Genomic DNA, 25,465 nt, shown 5'->3' on the forward strand with positions numbered 1-25,465 from the left:
CAACTTTTTGTTATTGTGGGGCGGGGGGGGGGGGCTCAACACCCCGCCAAACACCGGCGCGGGGGGGGGGCGGGGGGCCGCCCCCCCCCCCCCCCCCCACCACGTCGACGGGGCCGGGGGGCGAGGGCGGGGGAAGGATCCATGTTAGACGCAGGGATACGGCAGTTCCGGATGGCGCTGGCCATGGTGCTCGGCCGTCCGATCAATGTGCGCTCCGCCGAACGGCTCGTCGAGGACGCGCTGGCGACACTCGCGGAGTTCGGCTCGCCCGGCGAGGACGTCGAACAGTTGCTGCGCGGCGCCGCCGCCGACCCGCAGATGCGCGCCGACCTCACCAACAAGGCGCTGCGCCGCACCGCGCAACGCCTCGCGGCGAAGTCGCCTTTCTACGCCGACCACTTCGCGGCAGCGGGTGTCGACCCGGCCGCACTGACCACCGAGAACATCGGCGCAGTGCCCGTCACTACCAAGACCGACCTGGTCAAGCGGTCCCGCGACTTCCTGTGCGGCGAGCCCTTCCTCGCTTCCCGGACCACCGGGACGACAGGCCGGCCCACCGAGATCTGGTACTCCCGCTACGAGGAGCGCCTGTGGCCTGCGCTCGTCGCCCTCTCCCAGGTGCTGCGCGGCGGCGTCCGCACCACCGACCTGGTCCAGTTCAACGTCAGCTCCCGTGCGACCGGCACGATGTACGCGGAGATGCAGGTCGCCCGCTTGACGGGATCGTCGATCCGGATGGTGGGCCTGATACCGCCCGCGGAGACGCTGGACCTCACGGCGGGCACCGACGAATCGGCGCCGACCCTGATGGTCACCTACCCCAGCTATCTGGGGCAGCTGACCCGACTTGCTCGCGAACGGGGACTCGGCCCCGCGGACTTCCGGCTGCGCAGCATCAATGTCGGCAGCGAAGTGCTCTCACCCGCCCTCGCGGCCGCCGCCGAGGAGACCTTCGGCGCCACCGTCCACGACCTCTACGGTATGACCGAGGTGATGCCGGTGGCGGGCGCGATCTGCCGGCAGCGGCACCTCCACATCGACGCGGGCATCGGCCTGGTGGAGGTGTGCGACCTCGACACCGGAAGGAAAGCCGCGCCCGAAGCGCTCGGCACAATCGTCGCCACTCCCTTCTTCCCCTACCGGGAGTGCATGCCGCTCTTCCGCTACGACACCCGGGACCTGGTGCGGCAGCTGCCCGACACACCGCTCACCTGCGAGATGGCGAACGTGCCGGCGACCTCGCACATCCTCGGCAAGGCGGACCATGTGCTGCGCACCCAGGATGGCCCGGTGACCCCGCGCGAGGTCATCGAGGTCCTCGACGCACTGCCCGGCGCGCGCTGGCCGATGCGCTACCGCACCGACGTGGTGGACGGCCGGCTGCATGTGGACGTGGCCGCTTCCTCGGTGCCGGAGACGAGCGGCATCGCGCGTCATTTCGCCGAGGCGGGCATCGCCGCCACCGTCGACGTCGTACCGGTGGAAGGACCTGAGCTGCGGCGCTACCGCTGCGATCTGGTCGAGACCAGCTTCGCCTACGCCGGGCGGGCCTCATGACCGTCGCACAGAGCGTGTTCTTCGTCTTCGTGACGCTCGCCATCGCCCTGGGTGTCTCGCTCGCCTCGGTCGCCTACTTCCGGCGGGTCACGCTGCCCCGCCCGGCCGTCGGCGCCTTCAACGGCAATGACATGGTCATCATGATGGGCTTCGTCATCGCACTGCCCTTCCTCTATCTCTCCCTTCCGGGCTGGCTGCTGCCGCCCGTGCTGGGGCTGACGCTGGCCGGTGGTCTCGCGGTCGGTTACGGGCCCGTCGTCCGGCGGGGTCTGGTGAGGTGGTCGCTCATCGTCGCTCTGCTGGCCGCCGACTGGCTCGCCGCGCGCACCGCCGAGGACGATCCCACCCACGCTCTGCCGTACTGGCTGGTCAACAGCGTGGTCATCATGATGATGGCGGTCGGCGCCGCCAACCTCAACGCACAGGGCGGCTTGAAGCTGCGGCACGTCTCCCGCTTCGCGCTGGCGCTCGCCGTGTATGACCTCTTCTTCGCCACCGTCGTGCCGCTCACCCAGAAACTGTTCGGCGCTGTGCAGGGCTACGCCTTCGCACCGTCGGCCGGGCTGCGCATGGGCGAGTTCGGTGCCGTCCTGGGCATGGGCGACCTCCTTGTGTACGCCCTCTTCACCACCGTGGCCTACAAGGCGTACGGACGTTCGGGGCTGGCCTTGGCTCTTGGGCTGGTCGCCGTGTTCGGCGCGCTCGGACCGACGCTGACGCCCATCACGGTCGAGGCGCTCACCGGACATCTTCCGGAGGTCGTGCCGGCGCAGATCTTCTTCGGCCCGGCCGCCTTCTTCGGGTACGTCGTGCTGCGGCGGCGCGGCCCGGAACGGCGCATGGCCGATGTCCGGCCGCCCGCGCGGCTCGCGACAGCCCATGGACAGCCGGGGGCAGCGAGCCCCCGCAATCGCCCGTGAGCCGTCAAGGACCTTCGGAGCCGAGTCCGGCCTGGGGCTGATGCGCAGGCTGTGGCGATCGGCTCGCTTGCCGCCGCGCTCGACGTCCAGGACGACGTCGTACGTCAGGTCGCTTGCACCAAGCGCTTGACGGAACGGATTCAGCACACATGAGCCGGGGAACCCCGCGAACACGCGAGAACCACGGAGGGGTGTTTTCCCAGGCCAGACACTGGATGATCGACGTTTTCGCAGGTCACGGCCTCGCCCCGGGAAATCTCCTAAAGAGGGTGTCGCAGGTTCGAATCCTGCCGGGGCACCGCGCGTTACGCCGCTGACCTGGGATTTCTTCCCCAGGAAGGCGTTCTGTCCGGCCTCGGACTTCTCGTCCGGGGCCGTTTGCTTGAGCGGAAGGACGTACTCGTCGAGGGTGTCGGCACGGTGTCGGGGCCGCGGTGGACCTGGCCGAGGGCGGCTCAGCGCGGGTACGGTCGGCGGTCCGTGCCGTGCATCGTGCGCCGCTCGACGGCGGGGCGACCCGCGCCGGCGACCGGCATCCTGGTGCACCCCTGCTCCTCAGCGGCGTCCAGGCGGACTTCGCAAGGCAGGATCGAGTATCCGGGGCCAGAGGCTCGGCCGACCCGAGTTCGGCCGGCAGGCCGTACGCTTCCGGCCCACCATGTATCCCGGCGTACTCAGGAGGACCACGCAGCGAGAAGTTCCGCCGGACCGTACGCAGCGTCGAGCCCCGCACAGTCGGTCCCGCTGCGCGAGACAGCGATCACAGGCACGGGAGCAGGCGTGAGCGCGGCGCGGTGTCGGTGCAGCGCCGCGAGATCGTGCCGGTCGATCGGGGAGTTCTCCAGCCACTTCACCGAGCCGACGAACACACCGTCACCGCAAGCCCCGACCGTCGAGTTGTCGAGGTCTACGACGCCGACGCCTACCTCGGTGACGAGGCAGCCATGGAAGCCGCGGAGGTACAGGTGGTGGCGGGCAACGGCTACCACCTGTACCTGCTCAGCCTGCAGTCCGACATTGACGTACGGGTCACCGTCCGCATCTGGGACACGTCCCCCAAGCCTCCCGCCGAGGCCGAGGGCCACACTCCGGTCACCATCGAGTCCGAGACCGGCACCCTCGTCGTGAACCAGCTGACTCTGGGACCGGCCGGCGAGATGCCCCTGCCCCGCCCGGGCGTGTACGAGGGCTACGCATGGTGGGCCGGACGCGAAGCGGCCTCCGCCTACTACGACGAGACCCTGGCCGGTATCGGCGATGACTGGACCCCGGAGCAGATCCGGCAAGCCTGGGCCGCGTGTCCCGTCGACGAACGCTACGTCCTTGACCTGGCCTTCACCCGGGAGCCCGAACCGGACGACGAGGACGACGGCTGACAGCCGCGCTCGCCGTACACCGCAACTCTTCACGGAGAGACGAGCCATGCCAAGTAACTCTGCTTGACACAGCCATGGACAGAGACAGCGGTCAGGATTCGGTGCCCGCTGTCACTGCCCGAGTCGAGCGGCCAGGAACACCGCCGCCACCGAGGGGCGGACCGCGTACGTTGCTCCTGTGCTCCCTTCAGGGGCCTCCCACCAGTAGAACGGGTAGCGCCGCCCACTGTTGTCGTATGCCTTGCTCATCCCTGACACCACACCCGCCACGCGGCGAGCGGGATCGCCCTCGTTCGGCCCGTCCAGAGCCTTGTCCACCAGCTCTGTGCAGTGAATCGCCCGGCCCGGGTTCCTCAGCAAGTAGTCGAGTACCCGCCCGGCCTGCGGCGGGAGTTCGGCCAGGAACACCGCGGCGCGATCCAAGTCCTCCGGGCCCCATTCCGGGGCACCGTAGTGCCCCTGTTCGCCAGAGTGCTCCGTCCATCGCAGATCAGCCTCAGCCAGATACACCGTCACGTCTGCCTCCACGGTCGTTCTTGGGCGCCCCATTCTGCCCGGCCACGAAGACACCTTGGGATGCTGATGCGCCCTTGCGGCACTGGACAAGCATGGTGATGTCAGTGGGATCGAATAACTTCCAGCCTTGGCCGACGCGGACAACCTTCATTCACCGCAGCCTCACGAAATTTGCCCCAGGGATCGAAGACTTAAACGTGGAGACACTGTCCGGCGCATACAGTGAGAGCTAGATATCGAGATCGGAATCCGCCGTAGGGCCACGACCTCGATACGCGCTACCCGGGCGGGATCCGAATACCTCAACGCCGTCCACCACGGGCCTGTCTTCCACCCGTAACCCATCCAGCCGAGCCATGACCCGGGAAAAGGCTGCTTTGGGAACCCCGACGAGACCTTCCGCTTCCTCACCGACAGCGCCGACTGCGGCTTCCCCGCTTACACCGCCGGCACCGGCACCGGCGGCAGAATCTCAGTAAATGTCGAGACTGGGAAACAGGTCCTTATCCTCCCAGTCGTCAGCGAAAGCCTCCAACATTCTCTGATAGTGCCTTGCTCGCTTATGGTCTACGCCTGAAACGCTTTCTAGATAGCGCTGGCGAATCTCTCCCTTCAGCCAATCCCATTTGAATCGATAAGCGAAGTATTGAGCCACTTCCGCATCTGCAGAGAAGTCTGGAGAGTCAAGCAATTCAAGGAGGGCCCGCCTCACTCCGTCCGACTCCTCATCGCGAGAAGCGAGCTCGGCAAGTTCAGCCAAAATCGGATCTGCAATGAGAGTAGAATGTCGTTCATTCAGAATCGCGGAAACACTCCGAAATCCCTGCAGGAGCAATTCGTACATCTCGATTTCAGACATTTGGACCCCTTTGCCGATCTCGCCTCCGCCTCCCTGAGGGAGAACTACTTCCATCGCTCTTTATATGTATTCTCGCCCACGTCGAACCCGGCTCCGCGGAATGCATCCTCGGCAGCTGCCCGTGGTTCAGCACCAGTCGGTTGGTAGTGCCCAGATCTATTGTCGATGGATTTGATATTCCCCTGCCACAGTTTGACCTCGCCAGCCGCAATTACGTCAGCACCTTGCGCCAGATCGAGGTGCCCATAAATGCTGCCAAGCCTAGTCACTCGCAGCTCTCCATCCGGCATCACCACATAGGCAAAACGCCCTGTGGCTTCGTGCAGTTCCGATGTACTGACTGTCGGAACCTTGTCCAAAGCTATGGGAACATCGTCCTCCTCAAGGTTCGGCCAGGTTTTGCACGACTCGGAATTGTGAACGAGTACCGGGCTCTCGCCCGCCAGCACATAGTACGTGTGCAGATGCTGGACAGTGAGGTTCCAGCGGTTGGCAGCGCCCTGTGTGTGCCGGGTGGCGACGACGTATACGTGGCCGTTGGCGGCTGTGTTGAGAGCATCGTCGCGGTGGAGTTTGCCGGCAGGGACCCAGCCGTGGGTGGTGTCGTTCCAGAAGGGGTGATTGGCGGTGGTGTGGAGGGTGGCGGTGTGGCCGTCCTCGGCGCGGATCGTGAGGTCGAGCAGGTCGTCATCGTGGTTGATCCACACATGCTGGACGGTGCGCGGACCTACGTGTTTGCCGGTTTTGGGATCTGCGGATTCGACCTTGTCACCGGATTTGATTTTTCCGATGGGTTTGGTCTTTCCCTTGTCCATGAGGACGGGAGTGTCGGGGCTGAAACTACACGCTCCCTCAAGGCCGGCCGCGGTCAGAACCAACGGTGCCATGTCGCAGAGCGTGCCCGCCGCGCATGAGTTCTCGGGTACGTCGCGGACGTCTGACCAGGTGTGGTAGAAGTTCGACAGTTCCAGGCACCCGCCCTGGGTCATATCCTGAGTACATCTCCCGCGGAAGTAGAGCTCGACGTTGGCGGCGTAGGAGTACGCGGGGTTGTAGTCCCCCTCGTCCGCCATCTGCGCAACGCTCGGGTACTTCGGCTGGTAAATCTGGACGATCTTCAGCGGCGGGATCGGCACAGGGGTGGAACCCAACCCATGGCACCCGTCGCAGTAATGCTCGTTGTTGACGTCAGGGTTGCACCAGTGCGTGTCGCAGTAGTGGCTGGAGCCCTTGTAGTTGCTGGATTCCGGGTCGTTCTCGGAGTGGTAGTCGCCGTACGTGCCATTGCTGCCGGAGCAGTAGGAGGACGGGTAGCACGATTCGAGGCCGGTGGGGTCGCTGCCGGCGATGGGGTTGTCGGCGGCGTAGGCGTATCCGCCGAGTTCTTGTGGGCTGGCGGCTTCGAGGACCGGGTCGAGGCTGATGAAGCTGCCGAGGGTGGGGTCGTACTTGCGGGCGCCGACGTCGGTGTAGCCGGTGGAGGTGTCCTGGGGCTTGCCCAGGTAGGAGTGCGTGGGGTCGGGCCAGGTGGTGGTGTTGGCGCTGGAGCGGGGCTGGCCGTACGGGGTGTACTGCTGACGGGCGACCTGCTGGGTGGTGGTGTCCATCGCCAGGGAAGCGGTGCCGTGCGGGTCGTTGAAGAGGTACTTCGTACCCCCGCCCGCGAGGCTGGAGTGGACCGCCACAGGAGCACCCGAACCGCCGTGGCTGTAGGTGCGGACGGCCCCGAGCAGCACATTGGGGGTCACGGCGGTGTTGACGACGATCTCGGTGTCACTGGCGAAGAGGGTGGTCTGGCCCGGGTCGCGGCGGATCATCTGGTTGCCGTCGGCGTCGTAGAGGTACTTGGTGCTGGTGGGGTCGGTGCCGCCGGTGCCGACCTCGGTCAGGTAGCCCTCGTCGTCCCAGTTCAGGGTCTGGCCCGGTCCGGTGGCGGGGGTGCGGGTGTGCAGGTTGCCGTCTTCGTCGTAGCCGAAGCCGGTCGGGTTGGTGCCGCCGGTGGTGGCGGTCAGGGTGTGCGGCTGGGCGCCGGTGGAGTTGCAGCCGGTGGTGCAGCCGTCGACGTAGGTCGTGGTGCTCGTGGTGCCCGAGGCGCCGATGGCGTGATCGACGCTCTGCTTGCGGTCGCCGACCGCGTCGTAGCTGAAGGACTGCCAGTAGGAACCTGGCGTGGCGGACAGGGTGCTGCTTGTGGGCGGGTTGGCTGCGCAGTCGTCCTTGGCGGTCCAGGCGTCGGTCAGCCGGTCGAGCGTGTCGTAGCCGTAGCACTGCTGGTCGGTGACGGTGTTGCCGGTCTCCGACTGCTGGTCGGTGGTGGAGGTGGGGTTGCCGGCGGCGTCGTATGTGTACCTGGTGTCGTCCACCGTCGGACCGGGAGCCTGGGTCCGCTCCACGAGGCGGTCGGTCGGCCGTCGGGTCTGGTCGTCGTAGCTGTAGGTCGCCCAGGCGGGATTCGTCGTCGGGCCGAAGGTGACCCGGGAGAGCTCGCCGTAGTTGGTGTAGACGGTCGCGCCGACGTAGGTGCCGATGCTGCTGGCCGTGGTCGTCGGATTGCCCAGTGCGTCCCGGCCGTAGGTGATGGTCTCGCTGTTCAGGCCCTGGGTGCGTGGGTCTGTCTGCGTCTTCGGCAGTTGGTCGTTGGTGGTGTACGTGTAGGTCGTGGTGTACGTCGACGGCAGCGGGGCCTCCGACGCAGGCAGCGTGATCTTCGTTCCGGTCGGCTTGCCCAGGCTGGTGTAGCCGGTGGTGGCGACGGTGTATCCGTCGGTCGTGCCCTGGACGTAGCGGGTCGACGAGGTCGGCAGGCCGATCCGGAGGGTGTCGTAGGTCCAGGAGGCGAACTGGAAGTCCGACTTGGACTTGTCGGTGGCCGTGAGCTTGCGGCCCAGCAGGTCGTAGGTGTAGTCGAGTTCGACGTGCTTGGCGTCCGTGGTGGACGTCAGGTTGCCCGCGTCGTCGTAGCCGTAGGTGCTGCCGCCTGCGTCGGGGTCGGTCTGGGACTTCTTGTGACCCAGCAGGTCGTAGCCGAAGGTCCATACGGCGTGGTCGGGGCCGGTGACACGGGTCTGCTGTCCGGCGCCGTTGTAACCGTAGGTGGTGGGTGAGGGCGTACCGCCGGTGGCGGTGAACCCTGCGGCCACGGATCCGCTCATCGTGGGAGCGGTGGTGTATTGGTCGAGCTCGGTCGTCTGACCGCGCGCGTTGACGACCGTGGTGGTGGCAACCCCGCCCTTGGGCGGCAGGACGGTGGTTCTGTCCCCGGTGTAGGCGGTGGTCGTCGCCCAGGACTTGACCCCGTCGTGTTCCTCGGTGACCAGGTCGGCCCGGCCCTGTCCGTCGTAGTCCCTGACGGTGGTGTCCGGAATGGACACCTGGGAGACCGATATCAGGCTGCTGCCGGGATTGCCGCCGACGTTGTAGGCGTTGTCGGTGGCAACCGTCCAGCCGTGGGAGTCGTACTGGGTGTCGGTGACGGTGGTTGTGCCGTTCTCCGCGGTCGTCTGTACCTGCAGTGGGCGCAGCATCGCGTCGTACAGCGTTTCACTGGTTCCGTAACTGCCGTTGTCCAGAAGTGCGTTGGAGGTGACAACCGGAGGTGCCGACTGCGAGAGGGCGTAGGCGTAGGTCGAGTTCGCCGGTGCGCCGTTGGCCTTGATCTCGTTGGGCAGCCAGACACCGGTCATGCGGCCGAGGGCGTCGTAGGTGAGCGAGGTGAGCAGACCTGCCGCGTCCGTCTTGGCCGTGGGCAGGGCCCGAGCCGGGTCCAGGGTGCTGCTTGAGAGCTGGCAGTCCTTGGACGACACGGTCACCGTGGAGCAGTCCGTGCCGGGTGTGACCTGGGTGATGGTCGTGCTGCTCGTGGGGAGTGCACCGGTGGTGGGGGTGTAGGAGGTGTAGACGGTCTTTGCGAGGCTCTTGCCGTCGGGAGAGACCGAGTGCGGAGTGCGGGTGGCCCTGATGGTGCGGCCGTACGAGTCGTAGGTGGTGGCCGCCTGGTCCACGAACGTGGTGGCGGTGGCTCCGCTGGCGGCGGACGCCTGCTGGTCCAGCGTGGCGTCGCCGAGCGCGGGCAGTGCCGGGTTCTGCTGGCCGTCGCCGTCGTAGGCGAAGGCGTTGTGGTCGTAGGAAGTACGGACGTCGGAGAGCAGGGTGCCGCTCGGGGTTGCGCCGGCGGTGGAGCAGTCCTGGGACGTGGAGATGACCTCTGCGGGCACCACCAGGGTGCTCGGGCTGCCGGTGAGGTAGCGGGTGAAGGTGCACTTGGAGACGTTGGCGCTGTCGGTGGGCTCGCCCCGGTCGTCGACCTGCACCGGCATGCCGGTGGTCGACTTGCCCAGCGTCCGGTTGTAGAAGTTGTCGGTCTCGGTCTTGCGCCAGCCGTACGACACCGCCTGGCGGGTCAGTGTTTTGGCGGGGCGGACCATCAGGGCCGTCAGGTCCGGCAGACCGCTGCGGTTGCGGCTGGCCGTGGGTCCGATGATCGTGGGCACGTTGACGACGGCCTTGACCAGACTGCCGCCGGAGGCGGAGTAGGTGTCGGTCTCGAAGGCCTCGCCGGCCAGCGCGTCGTCGTCCGCGACCGAGGTCGCGCCGTCCTGGCTGGTCAGATCCGGCACCGAACGGGTCTTGCCGCCGGGTAGCGTGTCGCCGTTCATGCCCAGGAAGTAGTACGACTTCGTGAGCGTCTTCTGGTCGTGCACCTTGGTGCCGTCGGTGTAGTGGAACACGTTCGGGTCACCGGTGGTGACGTCCACCTCCGGGTAGCCGCGGAACTGGCCCCAGGTGCGGTTCTTGGCCTTGACGACCTCGTTGTCGTCGTAGTGCCAGCCGGGATTGCCCTTGTAGGCGTAGTCGGTCTCCAGCTCCGGCTGGGTGCCGTCCTGGTAGGAGTTGTGCGGGTCGGTGGTGACGACCGAGGTGACCTTGTACTTGTAGAACCAGTCCAGCCATGGCGCCGGCTGCCCGTCGGGCGTCCAGTACACGGGGAAGCAGGACAGGGTGTTGGTGGAGGCGAAGGTGCGGGCCGCCGCGTCGGTGGGGTCGTTCGGGTCGCTGGCCGGGGCGCTGGAGCAGTTCGGCCGGTCGTAGGTGACCGTCGTCTGCGCGCCGGTCTCGCTGGTGACCGTCTGGATCCGGTCGTGGTACATCAGCGGCATCTGCGGGATCGTGCCGACCCGGTTGGGCAGTTGCAGCGGCGGGTCGAAACTCACCGCCGGCGTCGAAGTGCTGCCCGACGCTCCGCCCAGCGTGTCCAGGCCCGTGTGCTGGACGGAGTCCAGCCACAGGGTGGGGGCATGGTCGCCGCCGTCGGGGAAGGACTGCGCGAAGGAGTACTTGTCGACCTGCTTGGTGGTCCCGCCGGTCTGGATCTGGGTGGTGATCGAGGTCAGGCGCTTGCGCGACCAGAAACTCGGGCCGTGGTTGGTGCAGTTCGTCGAGCCCGATGTGCAGTTCAGGTCCACCGGTACGTCCGGCCAGTACGCGGCGTTGGCAGGGGTGAACTGACTGTCGGCGCAGGTATTGCCGGCCGGGGTGCCCGGTATGCAGCGCTCGGCGGTGTCGAAGACGACCTGCTCCGGCGCCGTACCCGAGTAGATCGTCGTGGCGGTCATGCCGTAGTCGATCCGGGACAGCGTGCCGCCGCGCGTGTAGGCGACGGCGGTGTTCTTCGTGTCCGCGCCGTAGTAGCCGGTCTCCGGGCTGTAGTACCAGGCGGTGGCGTTGCCGTGCGAGTCCACCACGTAGTCCAGGTTGAACCGGTAGCCCAGCGTGCAGGCCGTGTCGGCGAAGGTCGTGCTGTCCGGGCACGCCGACACCCCGCTGTGCGCGTGGTAGACGGGCTGGGTCCATGCCGACTTGGTCTCGTCCTTGCCGCTGGACCAGCCCGGCAGCCGGTTCAGACCGAAGAAGTACTGCACCCCTGCCTCGGTGACCTTGAAGTACTCCTTGTTGTCGGTGCCGTTCGTGGCACCGGTCAGGTCCTCGATCTTGGTGGTGGAGTCGTCGCCGGCCGGGTGGAAGGTCTTGGTGGCGTCGTCGTAGACGATGTCGGTGGACTTGCCGTTGAGCGAGAGGGTGAGGATCTGTCCCGCCCAGCACTCGTCGCCGTCGTTGTCCGGAGCTCCGGAGGAGGAGTCGTCCTTGCAGGACTTGTAGGTGCGCTCGATGTAGTTCTCGGTGGTGCTCCAGCCGTCTCCCAGCCAGGAGGACTGGTTGTTGGTGCCTTCGGTGCGCGCGTCCTGGGTGGAGGAGCTGTAGGACAGGCCGACGTTCGGTGCCGCCCCGCCGATCGCCGGAGGCACCGAGATGGGGTAGTTGTAGGTGAAGGCGCCGGTGTTCCCCGAGGTCGACCAGGAGCCGCCGGGCGACAGGCTCGTCGCCGAGTAGTCGCCGGAGGAGCCCGACGCGCCGGAGGTCGCCGCCATGACCACCATGGCGGTGGACGACGCCGTCGCCGAACGGGCGGCGAGGCCGGCTCCCGGAGTGGCGGATGCCGCCGCGGGCAGGGAGATCCGCGCGGACAGCGGCGTGCCGGGGGCGGTGCGCACAGTGGTCTGGGTCTGGCACTTGGCCAGCTTCGGTGTGGTCAGCGCGCACTGCGGCAACTGAACCAGGTGCAGGCGGGAGGCGAAGTCTCCGCCGAAGGCGTAGCGGAACGACGAGTCGTCCACGCGCAGGGCGACCTGTCCGGCGCCCGGGCTGCTGCGCCGCAGGGTGAAGAGCACACCGTGGACGCCGGCGGCGCGTGCGGTCTTCTGGTCCAGCACGCTGACCCGTACGCGCTGGGACCCGGTGGCGGCACCGGCCTGCGGGTGTGCACCGGCGGCGGGAGCGAACAGAACGGGTGTACGGCCGGCCCGTACTTCGGACGCTCTGCCGGTCAGGTGCGTCGTGGTGGCCGCAACGGGCAGGGTGACGACGGCGCTGCCCTGCTGGGGAAGCCGGGCGTGGGTGGTGGGATCGAAGTGCGGGAAGCCCTTGTGCCCGGAAACGTGCCGGGGAGTGGCGCGGGTGAAGGGGATGCGCTTGTCCTGGGGCGCGGCCGGAGCGGACACATGACGGCTCGTCGGCGAGGCCGCCGTGGCGGAAGTCGCCGGCAACAGACCGGCCACCAGCAGGGCGCCGATCGCGACGCGTGCCGTACGGCGCAGCCCCCGATCGCGTACCGCCGACCGCGCGCGACTCCACCTCGTTCTCCGCACCATGGTGCGTCCCCCTCCCCGTACGGTGCGCAGTCAAGTCGCCCTGGAACAGGGGTGATTGAGCGCACGCCGAAGGGAGGCACAGTCGATCCGGCCCCCCGTAAATCCTCACGCTAGGGCCTGGAGTGAACACGACAAGCAAAGGAACTTCACATGAAATGCAAAGGGATCACTCAGAAGAGACCCTAAGTTGACTTGTATACGTTAAAAACGGACGGCGTAAGAGCAACGTCCTGGCACAGGGCAACGTGCGGACCGTGCCGGTCTCCACCGGCGTCGAGACCGGACCGGCCGCGCTCGACAGCGAGTTGAGCTCCTGCTGCACCGACTGACGGCCATTCCGGTGCCGACGACCGCCGTGAGTTCCCCCAGGGGCAGTTGATCGGTTCGAGGACGGACGGCCGGGAATCCGCGGTCGCCCTTACCGCCAGCCGCCGGTGAAGTCGCTGCCGAGCTGGGCGTCGCAGATGTTGTAGCCGCCCGACGCGTGCCCGGACTTCGTCTGCCCGTCCACGGTCACGCTGGAGTTGATGTCCCGGTCCAGGCGTTACGGCTACGCGGTCGCTGCCACCGCTGTTCAGACCTCTCCCCCGCCGAGCCGGCGGCTGCTCCCCCTTCGCCCCGGATCAGGACACCGAGCCGGTCCCAGTCGTCGCGGAAGTTGCTCCGCCGGAGCTGGGAGCCCTCGGCTCAGCTCCGGCGGCCAGGCAGCCCGGCCGCCCAGCGGCCGGTTCTGCGCAGTGGTTGATCAGTTCTTGTCGGCCGTTACGGGTTCGGCGGTGACGGGATCCTTTCGGTTGTCCGTGGTGCGCGGGGGCAGGGAGTCGCCCTCGATGTCCACGTTCGGCACGGCGCGGTCCAGCCACCTGGGCAGGGCCCAGGCGTGGCGGCCGAGCAGGCTCAGTACCGCGGGGACGATGGTGAGGCGGACCACGAAGGCGTCGACGAGGACGCCGATGGTCAGCGCGAAGCCGATCGTCTTGACCGTCGGGTCGTGGTTGAAGATGAAGCCGCCGAAGACGGCCGCCATGATGAGGGCCGCGGCGGTGACGACCCGGCCGCTGCGTTCCACGCCGTGTTCGACTGCGGCCCGCGCGTCGCGGTGGTGGTGGAAGTGCTCCCGCATCCGGCTGACCAGGAACACCTCGTAGTCCATCGCGAGGCCGAACAGGACGCCGATCAGCAGGACCGGCACGAAGCACGCGATCGGGGCCGCCGCCGCGACCTGGAACAGTCCGGTGAGGTGGCCGTCCTGGAAGACCCAGACGACCGTGCCGAGGCCGGCCGCGATGGACAGCAGGAAGCCGAGAACGGCCTTGAGGGGCACCAGGATGGAGCGGAAGGCCAGCATCAGCAGGAGCAGCGCGAGCACCACGATGATCGTGACGAACAGCGGCAGCGCGGCGGACAGCTTCGCCGACACGTCGATTCCGGCGGCGGTCGCACCGGCGACGTAGGCCCTGCCGCCCGCGTCGGTCACCGGAGCCACCGCATGATCACGCAGGCGGTGCACCAGGTCGGTGGTCTTCTGGTCGTCGGGGCCGGTCTTCGGTACGACGCCGAGCACGGTGATCGCGCCGTCCTCGGTGGCCGCGGGCGGGGCCACGGTCGCGATGTCCGGGTCCTTGCCGACGGCGCCGGCGACCTGCTCGACGACGGTCTCGCGCTGCGCGGCGGGTATGCGGGTGCCGTCGACGACGACCACGAGGGTCGCGTTGAAGCCGGGACCGAAGCCCTTGGTGAGGAGTTCGTAGCTCTTGTGCTGGGTGCTCGCGGTGGGCTGGGTCTCGTTGCTCGGCAGGCCGAGGCGCAGTCCGGTGGCGGGCAGGGCGAGGGCGAGCAGTCCGAGGACGCTCACGACCAGGACCGGGATGGGGAAGCGTGTCATGAGGCGGCCCCAGGCCAGACCCCAGGACCCGGGCTTGCGCTCGCGGCCGGGCGTCCGGGTCTGCCCGGAACTCGCCTCCGGCCGTGCGGTCTTGGGGCGCAGGCGTTCGCCGAGGAAGCCCAGCAGGGCCGGTACCAGGGTGAGGGCCACCAGGACCGCGAGGAGTACGGTTCCGGCGGCGGCCAGGCCCATCACGGTGAGGAAGGGGATGCCGGTCGTGGCGAGCGCGGCGAGGGCGATGATGACCGTGACGCCCGCGAAGGTCACGGCGCTGCCCGCCGTCCCGGTGGCGCGGGCGATCGAGTCGGGTACGTCCTGGTCGGGGTCGGCGAGCTGCTCGCGGTGGCGGGAGACGATGAACAGGGCGTAGTCGATGCCGACCGCCAGGCCGATCATCAGCGCGAGGACGGTCGCGGTGTTCGTCATGTCGATGAAGCGGGACAGGAACCGGACGGTCATCACGCCGACCCCGACGCCGACGAGGGCCGTCACCAGGGGCAGCCCGGCCGCCACGAGTGAGCTGAGCGCGAGCGCGAGCACCACGAAGGCCACGACCACGCCGATGACCTCGGCGGGGCCGCCGACCTCGGCCGGCGGGGTGGACACGGTGCCGCCCAGTTCGACTTCGAGGCCGGCCTTCTTCGCCGGGTCCAGGGCGTCGTCGAGCCGGTCCTTGGCGGACTGGGGCACGCTGTCGGCCGGCTTGCCGAACTGCGCGTCGGCGTAGCCGATGGTGCCGTCCTTCGACACGGCGCCGGTCTTCGCGGGGTCGGAGACGTGGATGACCCCCGGCACCGCGGCGACCTCCTTGAGGGTCGCGGCGATGGCGCGCCGCTCCTTGCCGCCCGAGAGTTTCGCGCCCTCGGGGGCGGCAAACACGATCCGGGCCGTACCGCCGGCGGCCTGCGGGAACTTCGCCTTCAGCAGGTCCTGGGCCTGCTGGGACTCGACGCCCGGCACCGAGAACTGTGTTGTCACCTTTCCGCCGAGGGCAGTGCCCAGGCCCGCGGCCACCGCGAGGAGCAGTACCCACACCGCGAGCACCCGGCCCCGGCGGCGCGCCGCCCAACGTCCCAGCGTGTACAAGCGTTTCGCCACGGCAGGTCTCTTTCGTCTCAAGGCCGGCAGCTGCCGGTCCAGCAGGATTTTTACAGCCTAATGCATTTTTACGGCCTGACGTAAAAATGCCGCCCGCCACTATGCTGGACGGCATGGAGAGGGTTGCGACGGGGGACGGCCTGCGCGAACGCGGCAAGGCCAAGCGGCGGGCCGCGATCACGCGCGCGGCCTTCGAGCTCTTCGCCGCGCAGGGCTACGACGCCACGACGATCGCGGAGATCGCCGCGGCGGCCGAGGTGTCCCCTCGCACGGTGACGCTGTACTTCCGCTCCAAACAGGACATCGCCTTCGCGACCTTCGACGCCACGGTGCTGCACCTGACCGAGATGCTGCGCGGCCGCGCCCCCGGGGAGAGCGTCATGCACGCCCTGGAGGGCTGGCTGCGCGCGGAGATGGCCTGCCACGACGAGACCGACGAACTCGAACAGCGCATGTTCGAGGCCAACCCGGAACTGCGCGCGGTGCGCACCGCGCGGATGGCGGCGGCCATCGAGGAGGGGGCCCGCATCATCGCCGAGGACACCGGCCAGGCCCCGGACGGGATCGCCCCCCGCCTCGCCGCCGCCGCGGCCGCGGCCGTGGTCACCGAGATCTTCCAGTACCCCGAGGGAACCGAGCGCGACCAGGCCGTCGGCGCGGCCATGGCCTTCCTCACCGCCGGCATCGAGGCCGTGACCGCGAGCGCGCGGCACTGACCGCTGCGTCCGGAGGAGTGCCCCCCGGGGGACCGAACGGCGGGATCCGCGCTACCGGTCAGGTCCGCCCGTCGGGTGCACAGCCGCGCAGGATGAACGCGATCACCTCGTCCAGCCCGCGCTCCGCGATCTCCGGAGCGAGCATGCCGGTCGCGGCCGGGTCGGCGAACCCGTGCAGCGTCGCGAAGACCGGGACGCCGATCCACTCAAGGGGCCCCTCGCGCACCTCGCCCTGACGCTGCCCCTCCAGCATCAGGTCCTCGATGAGCCCGGACCAGCGCCTGGCGGCCTCCAGCAGGGCGGCGGACGCGTGTGCGTCGTGCTTGATCGAGCACATCAGGTCGAGCAGCGCGGCATTGTCCAGGCTGAAGCCCACATACGCGCGGACCACCGCCTCCAGCCTTTTGCGGCACGACTCCCCGGCGCCGGCCTGCGACGCCAGCATGGCCTCGGTCATCCGTTCGTAACCACCCTGGGCGAGCGCGTCCAGCAGTGCCTGCCGGTCCTTGAAGTGGCGGTTCGGCGCGTTGTGGCTGACGTCGAGGTCGCGGGCCAGTTCGCGCAGCGAGAGGGCGGCGACCCCTCTCTCGCGGAGCGTCTCCTCGGCGCGGACCAGCAGGGCGGCGCGCAGGTCTCCGTGGCGACAGGGGCGCGGGCGGGGCTGCATGGGGACCATGACTACTGCACCCAGTGCCGCACCCGGCAAGTGGAACATCACCGATATCCCGGACCAGAGCGGTCGCACCGCCGTCGTCACCGGCGGCAACAGCGGTATCGGCATCGCCACCGTGGAGGCGCTGGCCGCAGCGGGCGCCCATGTGGTGCTCGCGGTACGGGACCCCGGACGCGGCGAGGCCGCCGCCACGAGCGTCGACGGCAGCGTGGAGGTACGCCGGCTCGACCTGGCCGACCTCGGCTCCGTGCGCGAGTTCGCCGCGAAGTGGCGGGGTGATCTGGACCTGCTCGTCAACAACGCCGGCGTCATGAACACCCCGGAGTCCCACACCAAGGACGGCTTCGAGACGCAGTTCGGGACCAATCACCTGGGCCACTTCGCGCTGACCAACCTGCTGCCGCCGCACATCACCGACCGGGTGGTGACCGTGTCGTCCGAGGCGCACAAGAAGCCGGGCACCCCGCGCATCCACTTCGACAACCTCAACCACTCCGGCGAGTACGAGCCGAGGAAGGCGTACAGCCAGTCCAAGCCGGCCAACCTGCTGTTCACGCCGGAGCTCCAGCGCCGCCTCGCCGCCGCGCACTCACCTGTGCGTGCCCTGGCCGCGCACCCCGGCTGGGCCACCACGAACATCCAGCGCCACGACGGCAACGCACTGAGCCGCGCCGTCATGCGCGTCGTGGCCCAGGACAACAGGGCGGGTGCGCTGCCGAGTCTGTATGCCGCCGTCAAGGATCTCCCGGGCGCGAGCTTCGTCGGCCCGAGCGGCCGCGGTGAGGTGCGCGGCGCCCCGACCCTGGTCGGCCGTTCCGCCGCGGCCAGCGACCCGGAGACGGCCCAGCGCCTGTGGATGGTCTCCGAGGAACTCACCGGAGTCACGTTCCCGCAGTTGGCCGCGACCGCCGGCGCCTGACCGCACGCCGGTCCCGATCGCCAGTGGCGGAGCATCCGGCAGGTGGGCCACAGCCGGTCTCGTGTCCCGCGCGTTCACGTCTTCGCCGACGGCCGATGGCGAAGCCGCGGCGAATCATCGCGAGCCGCCCCGGGTGACCGACCCGGGCGAGGGGATCGTGCGCTCGCGATGGCGCAGGTCACGTCACCGGGGGGGTGAACACTCGTATGGCACCTCGCAACAGCTTCGGCCACCGCCCGGCAGCCGGCGGTCGCCGCGTCAGGGCTTTCGAGATGCGGTCATCGGCTGCTGCTGGATACGCTCGCTGAGTGGCCGGGTGATGATGCCCCGAGGCCATGGCGCAGCAGCCGCCCCGTCCCGCCCCGTCCCACCCCCTCCGGCAACGAAGAATTCCGCAGTCCAGGCCTCTGCAGTGTTCACGCCTCCACGGGAGGAAGGTTGCGATGAGGTTCACTCGCACGCGCATGCGCACAGCCAACGCCTCGGCGGCAGCCCTGGCCGTCATCGCCTCGGTGCTGGTAGGTACGGCGTCGCAGAGCCACGCACAGGACGCGTCTCCCAGCCCGTCGGGCACGTTCGGTCCCGGCTGCGCAGCACTCTCCCAGAAGGCCGGCACGGCCAGGGACAAGGTCGTGGAGGCTGCGGCCGCGTATCCGCAACTCAGCCATCTGGTCTCCGCCGCGGTCAGGGCGCATCTGAACGGCACCCTCGACGGGAAGCCCGCTGTCACCGTCTTCGCCCCCAACGACGAGGCCTTCCAGACGATGACCGTGTCGCAGCTCGCCTCGCTCCTCGTCGAACAGGGGAAGTTGAAGAAGGTGCTGACCTACCACGTCGTGGACCAGCAGATCACGCCGGACGAGCTCTCCCACGGTTCCTTCAAGACAGTGGAAGGCAGCAGACTGACCACGTCGGGCTCGGGCACCGACTTCAAGGTCAACGGCAAGGCGAACATCATCTGCGGCAACATCAAGGCCGCGAACGCCACCATCTACGTCATCGACGCGGTTCTCCAGCCGCCGTCCTGACTCACCGGCGGCGGTAGTAGGTGATGTCGTCCGTGGTCGCGTAGTTGCCGTGGTCGAGGTCGATGACGGTGAACGTCGCGATGTCGCCGTTCACCGTGTCGCGCAGGCAGAAAGTGGTGCCGGGCGGAACCTGTCGGAAGTGCAGCCGGCCGTCCGCAGGGTGGCGCGTGGCTTTGGCAGCGCACTGCTCGGCACTTGGTACGGCCTTGCCCGGTACGACGTACGCATCGGTGAGCGGCTGGACTTCGAAGGCTCCGTCGCCATCGCCCCCGGCGTCCGTGCTGACGCTCCAGGCGGTCTCCGATCCGCGGACCGCTCCGGTAGGCAGGTCGAAGTAGTAGTTGTAGTTCTTCAGGGACAGTGTCCGGTCACGGTAGACGGGGGTGTAGGCGTTCGGGGTCGTCGTTGCGGGGCCGGACGGCCGGGTCGTGGAGGCCGCCGTGGCGGATACCGGGCTGCCGTCGTGGTCGGGTTCCGGTGCCAGCAATCCGTAGAACACCGCGCTCACCGCGGCCGTGACGGCTGCGGACACCACAGCGGTCGACACTCGGTCCCGGGTCAGCCACCGGTGCCCGTCGGCCGGTTGCGGCGGAGGGTCGGGCGAATCCGCATCCGGGCGATCGGGCGGGTCCGCGTTCGGTGCCGTCGTCCCCGACGGGGCCTGCGCAGCCCATGGAGACGCCGCCTTGTCGGCGGCGCCGGAGGCCGCCACGGCGAAGGCGATGGCGATCGCCCACCGATTGGCCGCATCGTGCGTCAGCCAGAGTCCGGTCAGCACGTACAGCCCGAACAGTGCGACAGCGAAAGTCCCCAGAGTCACGAGGAGTACGACCATGCGCCGGCGGCCTGCGCTCACATCCGTTTCCCCCTCCACACCTGCGGCACAGTGGCCCGTCCAGCTTGGCATGGACCGGACATGGAGGGGAGGGCCGCAAACATATCCGAGCCGTCGTCGCGCAAGAGGACCCACAGCACGCTGGTGCGGCTCCGGGGCAGACTCCCCGGGCAGAGAGGAGAGGGCGCTTCCGTGGGAGCCGCCAGGTAGCGCTGTCTCTCAGACGCCCCACGTCCTGGCGTGCTCGCACAGGTAGTCGACGAGTTCGGGCGGTCGGAGTTCGAGCGACGCCAGGGCAGAGGCGGCCGGCGCGACCCGGACCGGCGAGAAGTCGCCTGTATCGGGGTCGTCCGGCTCGGGACCACCACGACGGTTCAGGTCCATGTCCAGCAGCTCGGCGCGGAAGTAGTGCCGCACGACGGTGACCTTTTCGCCGGGCTCGGTCAGGGTCAGGAACTCGGTGGGAGCACCGATGGTGGCGCCGAGTTCTTCCATGACTTCGCGGCGCAGGGCCGATTCGAGGTCGGTGTCGTAGGGTTCGACACCTCCACCGACCGTCGTGCAGTAGGGCAAGCAGCCCGGCCATCTTCGGCGCAGGAACACCAGCTGATCGCCGTCCAACAGGACCGCGCGAACATTGTGACGGACCCTCATACACGCGACGATAGTCGCCCGGTCCTACGGCCCGTGCGGTCTCAGCCACGTGGTGCGGGCAGCCTGCCGTGACGGGGCCACGGACGGGAGACAGCGGAGCGTGGCGGTTGGTCATTCCGGTTCTCCCCGCGGAGCGTTGCGCACCGCTCGTCCCACCTCCGTGCGCAACGCCACGAAACCGGGAGAGCTGCGTGTGGTGATCTGGTCCCGGTCGCGCGGCAGGGGGACCGGGAGGTCGCGGACGGTACGGGAGCCCGGGCCGGGAGAGAGGACGACGACGCGGTCGCCCACGTACACGCTCTCGTCGATGTCGTGGGTGACGAACACGATGGTCGTGTCGTCGGTGCGATGGACTTCGAGGAGGAGGTCCTCCAGGTCCTCGCGGGTGCCCGCGTCCAGCGAGCCGAACGGCTCGTCCATGAGGAGCAGGGAGGGCCGGCAGACGAGGGCGCGGGCGATGGCGACTCGTTGCTGCATGCCGCCGGACAGCTCCCGGGGGTGGCGGCGCGCGACGCCGTGCAGGCCGACGCGTTCGAGGATCGTCTCGGCCTCGGCGCGGCGGGCGGCGCGGGTCAGACCCCGGCGGCGCAGCGGCAGGGCCACGTTGTCGCGGACGGTGAGCCAGGGCAGCAGCGAGCGGCCGTACTCCTGGAAGACGACCGCGAGGCGTTCCGGTACGCCGGTGACCGGTGTGCCGTCGACCGTGACCGTGCCCTCCTGTGCGGGCAGCAGCCCGGCGATGGTCCGCAGCAGCGTGGACTTGCCGCAGCCGGACGGCCCGACCACGCTGAGGAGTTGACCGTCGGGCACGGTCAGGCTGATGCGGTCCAGGACGTGCTGGTCGCCGAAGTGCCGGCTCACGGAGTCGAGGCGCAGCATCCGTCGCTCACCCGGCCCCGGGCTCGTACAGGGTGGCCGAGCCGTCGGTCACCGCGACGTGCAGGAGGTAGGGGCCGGTGTCGTCGCCCCGGCCCAGGGCGTGGTCCAGGGCGGCCGGCAGTTCCTCGGCGCGCTCGACGCGGGCGGCAGGGCAGCCGAACGAGTCCGCGAGTGCCGCGAAGTCGATGCCCGTGATGTCCGTACCGGGGACGGGCGCGATGCCGATCCGGCGGCCCAGCGCACGGACGGCCGCGTAACCGCCGTTGTCCACAAGGACGTAGGTGACCGGTGCCGTGTGGCGGGCCGCGGTCCACAGTGCCTGCACCGAGTACATCGCCGAGCCGTCCCCGACCACGCACACCACCCGGCGCCGGTCGGCGAGCGCCCGGCCCACCGCGAGGGGCAGGCCCCAGCCGAGCGCCCCGCTGCCCGTGGTGAGGAACCCGCCGCTCGACGCGACGGGCACGCGTGCGTGGAGCGCGTCACGGTGGCTCGGTGCCTCCTCCACGAGGACCCGGTCGCGCGGCAGGCGGGCGTGCAGGAGATCGAAGAGCAGGTCCGGGGTGATGTGTTCCTCGGCGTGGGCCGGGGGCGGTGCCGGGCGGGGCGGCGGCGGATCCCGGTCGGGTTCCCGGAGCAGCCCGGTGAGCCGCGCCAGCGCGGGCCGCAGGGTGGTGACGATGCTGGTGCCGGTGGGCAGCCAGGCGGCCTGGCCGGGGTCGCAGTCCAGGTGGAACAGCTCGGTGCCGGGCGCGAGCGGCGGGCCGACGTCCGCCACGTGGTACGTGAACAGCGGTGCGCCGAGGGCTACCACCACGTCGTACGGCGCGAGACGCGCGGCGAGCCGGCCGGCCACCGGCGGCAGGAAGCCCTGGAAGAGGGGATGCGACTCGGGGAAACCCGAGCGGCCGGAGAGGGGGCTGATCCACACCCCGGCCCGGAGCCGTTCGGCCAGCGCGCGGACCGGCTCCAGCGCGTCCTCGTCGTCCACGCCCGGGCCCACCACGAGGGCCGGTCGTGCGCAGGCCGCCAGCCGGGCGGCGAGCGCGTCGAGGGCGGCCGGGTCGGCCGTGAAACCCGAGTGCAGCGTGCGGGGCGTGACGGGCTCGGCGGGCCGGTCCCAGTCGTCCTCGGGCACGGACACGAACACCGGGCCGCGGGGCGGCGTCATCGCGACCCGGTACGCCTCGGCGAGCACGGCCGGCACGTCCTCGGCCCGCTCCGGCTGGCGCGCGTACTTCACGTACGGGCGCGGGAACTGGGCCGGTTCGTCGGCGCCGAGGAACGGCCGCAACCGGAGCAGCGAGCGCGCCTGCTGGCCCGCCAGGATCACCAGCGGCACCCGGTCGCGGAAGGCGTTGAAGACCGCGCCGAGCGCGTGCCCCACCCCGCCTGCCGAGTGCAGGCCGACGAACGCGGCCCGCCGGGTGCCGAGCGCGTACCCGGCCGCCATGCCGACGACGACGGACTCCTGCAGACCCAGCACATAGCCGAAGTCGTCCGGCCAGTCGCGGAACATCCGCAGTTCCGTGGAGCCCGGATTGCCGAAGACCGTGGTCATGCCGGTGTCGCGCAGGAGTCGTACGACCGCCTCGCGCACCGTGGGCGTGGTCATGCTGTCCTCCCTGCGGACGGTCCCGGGCCGACGAGCCGTTTCTCGGCCGCCAGCAGTCCGGTGTTGAGGAGATACCCGAGGGCGCCGAGCAGCAGCAGCGCCGACCACACCGTGAGCAGGTCGGAGCGCGTCAGTGCGTCGGTGAGGGTGAACCCGATGCCGTCGTCACTGCCCGGCAGCAGCTCCGAGAACACCATCAGGATCAGGCACAGCGACAGGCTGAGCCTCAGCCCCGCGAAGATCCGGGGCAGCGCGGAGGGCAGGATCAGGAACCACAGTCGCTCGGGTGGAGTCAGCCGCAGCACGGCCGCCACCTGCAGCCGCAGCGGATCGGTGGCACGGGCGCCCTCGGCCGAGTTGACCAGCACCGGCCACACGGCACCGAACACGATCGACGCCACCTGCATGGGCGTACCGACGTCGAAGACGACGACGAACACCGGCACCAGGGCGGGCGGCGGCACGGCCCGCGCGAACTGGAGCACCGGGTTGCACAGCGCGTACGCCCGGCGTGAGCGGCCCACCGCGATCCCCAGGGCGATCCCGGCGACGGCGGCGAGCGCGAACCCGGCCGCCATCCGGCCCAGGCTCGGCAGGATGGTGCCGACGGCGTCCGAGGTGAGGAACAGGTGGCCGGCAGGACCGGAGAACCACAGGTCGCGGGCGTGCCGGGCGATCCGCAGCGGCGGCGGGAAGTACACGCTGTCCTGCGCCCGGGCGGCCAGCTCCCAGCAGAGGACGGCGCCGAGGAAGACCGTCCAGCGCAGCAGGAAGCGTACGGCGGTGGTGCGCAGCCGGCCGGGTGCGGATGCAGGTTCGGATCCGGGCCGCCGTGTGCTGCCCTGCCGCTGCGGCTGCGGCCGCCGCTGCCGCTTCGACTGCCGCTGCGGCTGCGAGGCCGGGTGCGGCCCCGGCTCCGGATGCGACTCCGGCTCCGGATGCTGCCCCGGATGCGACTGCGTCACAGGCGGCCCCGCTCCGGCGTCCCCGCCTCCGCGCGCGGTTCCTGCGCCCAGGCGAACAACCGCCGCTCGGCGCCGACCAGTACGCCGTTGATCACCAGTCCGAGGCCGCCCGCCCACACCACCCCGGCCAGCACGTCCCGCGTGCCGTCGGTGCCGGTCTGGGCCTGGGCGATGAAGATGCCGAGGCCCTGGCCGAAGCCGGAGAGGATCTCCGTCGCGACGGCGAGGATCAGGGCGACCGCGGCCGAGATCCGCACGCCGGCGGCGATGAACGGGGCGGTGGCCGGCAGCTCCACCCGCAGCAGCACCGCGAGCCGGCCGAACCCGAAGGCGCGCAGGGTGTCCCGGGCCAGCGGGTCGGTCTCACCGAGGCCGTAGACGGTGTTGAACAGCACCGGCCACAGCGAGGCGTACGCGATCAGCGTCACCTCCGTCTCCGTGCCCGACCCGAGCAGCAGGGACACCAGGGGGATCAACGCCACGGAGGGCAGGGGCCGCAGGAACTCGATCACCGCGCGTACGGCGGCCTCCGCCACCGGCACCGCGCCCAGCAGCAGTCCCAGCGGCACCGCGAGCGCACAGGCGAGTCCGAGGCCGTACGCCCACGCCCGCAGGGTCACCCCGATCCCGTCGAGAAAGGCCGGGTCACCCGCCAACCGCGCGGCGCGGACGAGGACTTCGGACGCGGGCGGCAGATAGCTGCGCCGGACGATCCCGGCCCGGGCCACCGCCTCGCAGATCCCGAAGGCCACGGCTGTGCCGAGCAGGCCCAGCAGGAGTTCCTGACGCCGGGTCATTTCACCAGCAGGGGTGCCGGGTCGATGTCCTTGCTCAGCAGGCCCTGGGTGCGCATGAGCCGGACGAGCCGGCGCAGGGCGGACGGATCGGCGGCCGTCGGATAGACCGGCAGGTGGATCGACGCGGCCTGGTCCGCGGTCACCTTGCTGTACTTGGGCAGTTCGGTGCGTACGGCCGCCGGGTCCGCGGCGGCCAGCTTGGACGCCGCCTCGACGGCACGCCGGAAGCCCGCTGCCGCCTTCGGGTTCTTCTTCACGAAGGCGGCCGTGGTGACGTACCCGCTGGCGGGCAGGCCCCTGGCCGGTCCCGAACCGCCGTCGAGCAGCACCCGCGCGCCCAGCTCGCCCTGGATGGCCGTGTCGAAGGGTTCGACCGCGTGTACGGCGTCCGCCTGGCCCCGCTGCAGAGCGGCGCCCATCTGCGGGAACAGGATCTGCCGGTAGACGGGTCGTCCGGCGTGCCGGGCGTCGAGGATCGCGTTCAGGGTCAGGGACTGGATGTTGTTCAGGACGGCGACGGCGACCTTCTTGCCGGCGAGGTCCGCGGGCGACTTCAGGGCGGAGTCCTTGGGCACGAGGACGTCCATCATGTGCGGGGCGATCCGTACGCCCTCGGCGAGGATGCGCAGGTCCAGGGTGCCCTTCTCGTACGCCTGGAGGTAGGTGACGTAGTTCGCGCTCGCGATGACGTCCACCTGGCCCTTGAGCAGCGCGGGCAGCGCCTGGATGCTCTGCTGCACGGGCTGGATGCGTACGTCCAGGCCCTCCTTGGCGAACAGCCCGCGGTCCCGGGCCAGGTAGAGGGCGGCGGAGTCGGTGAGCGGCAGTGCCGCCACGGTCAGCTGCTGCCGGCCGTCGGCGGAGTGCGATGTGCCGCCGGTGTCACAGCCCACCAGGATCAGGGCGGCGACGGCGGCGAGCGCGGCGAGGCGTTTGGTTCCCGAACGCGATCGAGGCAATCGACGTAA

18 protein-coding genes and 1 pseudogene are annotated in these 25,465 nt (G+C 69.6%); 6 read left to right on the forward strand and 13 right to left on the reverse strand.

Annotated features, from left to right (window positions below; genetic code table 11):
• Positions 1-141: 141 nt before the first annotated feature.
• Positions 142-1,557 carry a phenylacetate--CoA ligase family protein gene (locus tag ACWGKQ_RS35825; protein WP_453296205.1) on the forward strand — a complete coding sequence of 472 codons (1,416 nt, stop codon included), beginning with the start codon at positions 142-144 and terminating at the stop codon, positions 1,555-1,557.
• Positions 1,554-2,477, forward strand: coding sequence for a hypothetical protein (locus tag ACWGKQ_RS35830; RefSeq protein ID WP_089102129.1), 924 nt, complete (start codon positions 1,554-1,556; stop codon positions 2,475-2,477). Before ACWGKQ_RS35825 ends, ACWGKQ_RS35830 begins: the two co-directional genes overlap by 4 nt.
• A 674-nt stretch (positions 2,478-3,151) precedes the next feature.
• Here ACWGKQ_RS35830 and ACWGKQ_RS35835 read toward each other — a convergent pair.
• Positions 3,152-3,346, reverse strand: a pseudogene (locus ACWGKQ_RS35835) (ATP-binding protein); the annotation flags it as partial.
• Here ACWGKQ_RS35835 and ACWGKQ_RS35840 point away from each other — a divergent pair.
• Positions 3,272-3,853, forward strand: coding sequence for a hypothetical protein (locus ACWGKQ_RS35840; RefSeq protein ID WP_453296206.1), 582 nt, complete (start codon positions 3,272-3,274; stop codon positions 3,851-3,853). The pseudogene ACWGKQ_RS35835 and the gene ACWGKQ_RS35840 overlap by 75 nt on opposite strands.
• A 111-nt stretch (positions 3,854-3,964) precedes the next feature.
• Here ACWGKQ_RS35840 and ACWGKQ_RS35845 read toward each other — a convergent pair whose 3' ends face one another.
• From ACWGKQ_RS35845 to ACWGKQ_RS35860, 4 genes are all read right to left on the reverse strand, one after another.
• The gene (locus ACWGKQ_RS35845; protein ID WP_453296207.1) at positions 3,965-4,369 is read right to left on the reverse strand and encodes a DUF6416 domain-containing protein; all 405 of its coding nucleotides are present in this window, start codon (positions 4,367-4,369) and stop codon (positions 3,965-3,967) included.
• Positions 4,370-4,841: 472 nt separating this feature from the next.
• Positions 4,842-5,228: a hypothetical protein gene (locus ACWGKQ_RS35850; protein WP_453296208.1), complete on the reverse strand. Its 387-nt coding sequence runs from the start codon at positions 5,226-5,228 to the stop codon at positions 4,842-4,844.
• 44 nt (positions 5,229-5,272) lie between these two features.
• On the reverse strand, positions 5,273-12,433 hold the full coding sequence (locus ACWGKQ_RS35855) for a polymorphic toxin-type HINT domain-containing protein (protein ID WP_453296209.1): 7,161 nt from the start codon (positions 12,431-12,433) through the stop codon (positions 5,273-5,275).
• 745 nt (positions 12,434-13,178) lie between these two features.
• On the reverse strand, positions 13,179-15,416 hold the full coding sequence (locus ACWGKQ_RS35860; RefSeq protein ID WP_453296210.1) for an MMPL family transporter: 2,238 nt from the start codon (positions 15,414-15,416) through the stop codon (positions 13,179-13,181).
• 113 nt (positions 15,417-15,529) lie between these two features.
• Between ACWGKQ_RS35860 and ACWGKQ_RS35865 the strand changes: the two genes are divergently transcribed.
• Positions 15,530-16,132 (forward strand): TetR/AcrR family transcriptional regulator, encoded by a 603-nt coding sequence (locus ACWGKQ_RS35865; RefSeq protein ID WP_453296211.1) that lies wholly within the window; start codon positions 15,530-15,532, stop codon positions 16,130-16,132.
• Positions 16,133-16,190: 58 nt separating this feature from the next.
• On the opposite strand, the gene ACWGKQ_RS35870 is transcribed toward ACWGKQ_RS35865, so the two are convergent.
• Entirely contained in the window at positions 16,191-16,799 is a 609-nt protein-coding gene (locus tag ACWGKQ_RS35870; protein WP_453296227.1) for a TetR/AcrR family transcriptional regulator, read from the reverse strand.
• 7 nt (positions 16,800-16,806) lie between these two features.
• Between ACWGKQ_RS35870 and ACWGKQ_RS35875 the strand changes: the two genes are divergently transcribed.
• On the forward strand, positions 16,807-17,724 hold the full coding sequence (locus ACWGKQ_RS35875; RefSeq protein ID WP_453296212.1) for an oxidoreductase: 918 nt from the start codon (positions 16,807-16,809) through the stop codon (positions 17,722-17,724).
• Between the two features lie 464 nt (positions 17,725-18,188).
• Complete coding sequence (locus tag ACWGKQ_RS35880) at positions 18,189-18,752, forward strand: fasciclin domain-containing protein (protein WP_453296213.1); 564 nt, start codon at positions 18,189-18,191, stop codon at positions 18,750-18,752.
• A gap of 1 nt (position 18,753) precedes the next feature.
• Here ACWGKQ_RS35880 and ACWGKQ_RS35885 read toward each other — a convergent pair whose 3' ends face one another.
• From ACWGKQ_RS35885 to ACWGKQ_RS35915, 7 genes are all read right to left on the reverse strand, one after another.
• Positions 18,754-19,608 (reverse strand): hypothetical protein, encoded by an 855-nt coding sequence (locus tag ACWGKQ_RS35885; RefSeq protein ID WP_453296214.1) that lies wholly within the window; start codon positions 19,606-19,608, stop codon positions 18,754-18,756.
• A gap of 198 nt (positions 19,609-19,806) precedes the next feature.
• Positions 19,807-20,241 (reverse strand): NUDIX domain-containing protein, encoded by a 435-nt coding sequence (locus ACWGKQ_RS35890; RefSeq protein ID WP_453296215.1) that lies wholly within the window; start codon positions 20,239-20,241, stop codon positions 19,807-19,809.
• A 111-nt stretch (positions 20,242-20,352) separates the two neighbouring features.
• The gene (locus tag ACWGKQ_RS35895; RefSeq protein WP_453296216.1) at positions 20,353-21,120 is read right to left on the reverse strand and encodes an ABC transporter ATP-binding protein; all 768 of its coding nucleotides are present in this window, start codon (positions 21,118-21,120) and stop codon (positions 20,353-20,355) included.
• A gap of 7 nt (positions 21,121-21,127) precedes the next feature.
• Positions 21,128-22,735, reverse strand: coding sequence for a benzoylformate decarboxylase (gene mdlC, locus ACWGKQ_RS35900; RefSeq protein ID WP_453296217.1), 1,608 nt, complete (start codon positions 22,733-22,735; stop codon positions 21,128-21,130).
• Positions 22,732-23,700 (reverse strand): ABC transporter permease subunit, encoded by a 969-nt coding sequence (locus tag ACWGKQ_RS35905; RefSeq protein WP_453296218.1) that lies wholly within the window; start codon positions 23,698-23,700, stop codon positions 22,732-22,734. The genes mdlC and ACWGKQ_RS35905 overlap by 4 nt, the downstream gene beginning before the upstream one ends.
• Positions 23,697-24,497 (reverse strand): ABC transporter permease, encoded by an 801-nt coding sequence (locus tag ACWGKQ_RS35910; RefSeq protein ID WP_453296219.1) that lies wholly within the window; start codon positions 24,495-24,497, stop codon positions 23,697-23,699. Before ACWGKQ_RS35910 ends, ACWGKQ_RS35905 begins: the two co-directional genes overlap by 4 nt.
• Entirely contained in the window at positions 24,494-25,456 is a 963-nt protein-coding gene (locus ACWGKQ_RS35915; protein ID WP_453296220.1) for an ABC transporter substrate-binding protein, read from the reverse strand. Before ACWGKQ_RS35915 ends, ACWGKQ_RS35910 begins: the two co-directional genes overlap by 4 nt.
• Positions 25,457-25,465 lie beyond the last annotated feature (9 nt).

This window comes from Streptomyces sp. NPDC054770, from assembly GCF_053611985.1.

Excerpts from the sequence above, each read along its gene's own strand:
- ACWGKQ_RS35825 (WP_453296205.1), top strand. The coding sequence starts at position 142 with ATGTTAGACGCAGGGATACGGCAGTTCCGGATGGCGCTGGCCATGGTG.
- ACWGKQ_RS35830 (WP_089102129.1), top strand. The coding sequence starts at position 1,554 with ATGACCGTCGCACAGAGCGTGTTCTTCGTCTTCGTGACGCTCGCCATC.
- ACWGKQ_RS35850 (WP_453296208.1), bottom strand. The coding sequence starts at position 5,228 with ATGTCTGAAATCGAGATGTACGAATTGCTCCTGCAGGGATTTCGGAGT.
- ACWGKQ_RS35855 (WP_453296209.1), bottom strand. The coding sequence starts at position 12,433 with ATGGTGCGGAGAACGAGGTGGAGTCGCGCGCGGTCGGCGGTACGCGAT.
- ACWGKQ_RS35865 (WP_453296211.1), top strand. The coding sequence starts at position 15,530 with ATGGAGAGGGTTGCGACGGGGGACGGCCTGCGCGAACGCGGCAAGGCC.
- ACWGKQ_RS35870 (WP_453296227.1), bottom strand. The coding sequence starts at position 16,799 with ATGCAGCCCCGCCCGCGCCCCTGTCGCCACGGAGACCTGCGCGCCGCC.
- ACWGKQ_RS35875 (WP_453296212.1), top strand. The coding sequence starts at position 16,807 with ATGACTACTGCACCCAGTGCCGCACCCGGCAAGTGGAACATCACCGAT.
- ACWGKQ_RS35880 (WP_453296213.1), top strand. The coding sequence starts at position 18,189 with ATGCGCACAGCCAACGCCTCGGCGGCAGCCCTGGCCGTCATCGCCTCG.
- ACWGKQ_RS35890 (WP_453296215.1), bottom strand. The coding sequence starts at position 20,241 with ATGAGGGTCCGTCACAATGTTCGCGCGGTCCTGTTGGACGGCGATCAG.
- ACWGKQ_RS35895 (WP_453296216.1), bottom strand. The coding sequence starts at position 21,120 with ATGCTGCGCCTCGACTCCGTGAGCCGGCACTTCGGCGACCAGCACGTC.
- mdlC (WP_453296217.1), bottom strand. The coding sequence starts at position 22,735 with ATGACCACGCCCACGGTGCGCGAGGCGGTCGTACGACTCCTGCGCGAC.
- ACWGKQ_RS35910 (WP_453296219.1), bottom strand. The coding sequence starts at position 24,497 with ATGACCCGGCGTCAGGAACTCCTGCTGGGCCTGCTCGGCACAGCCGTG.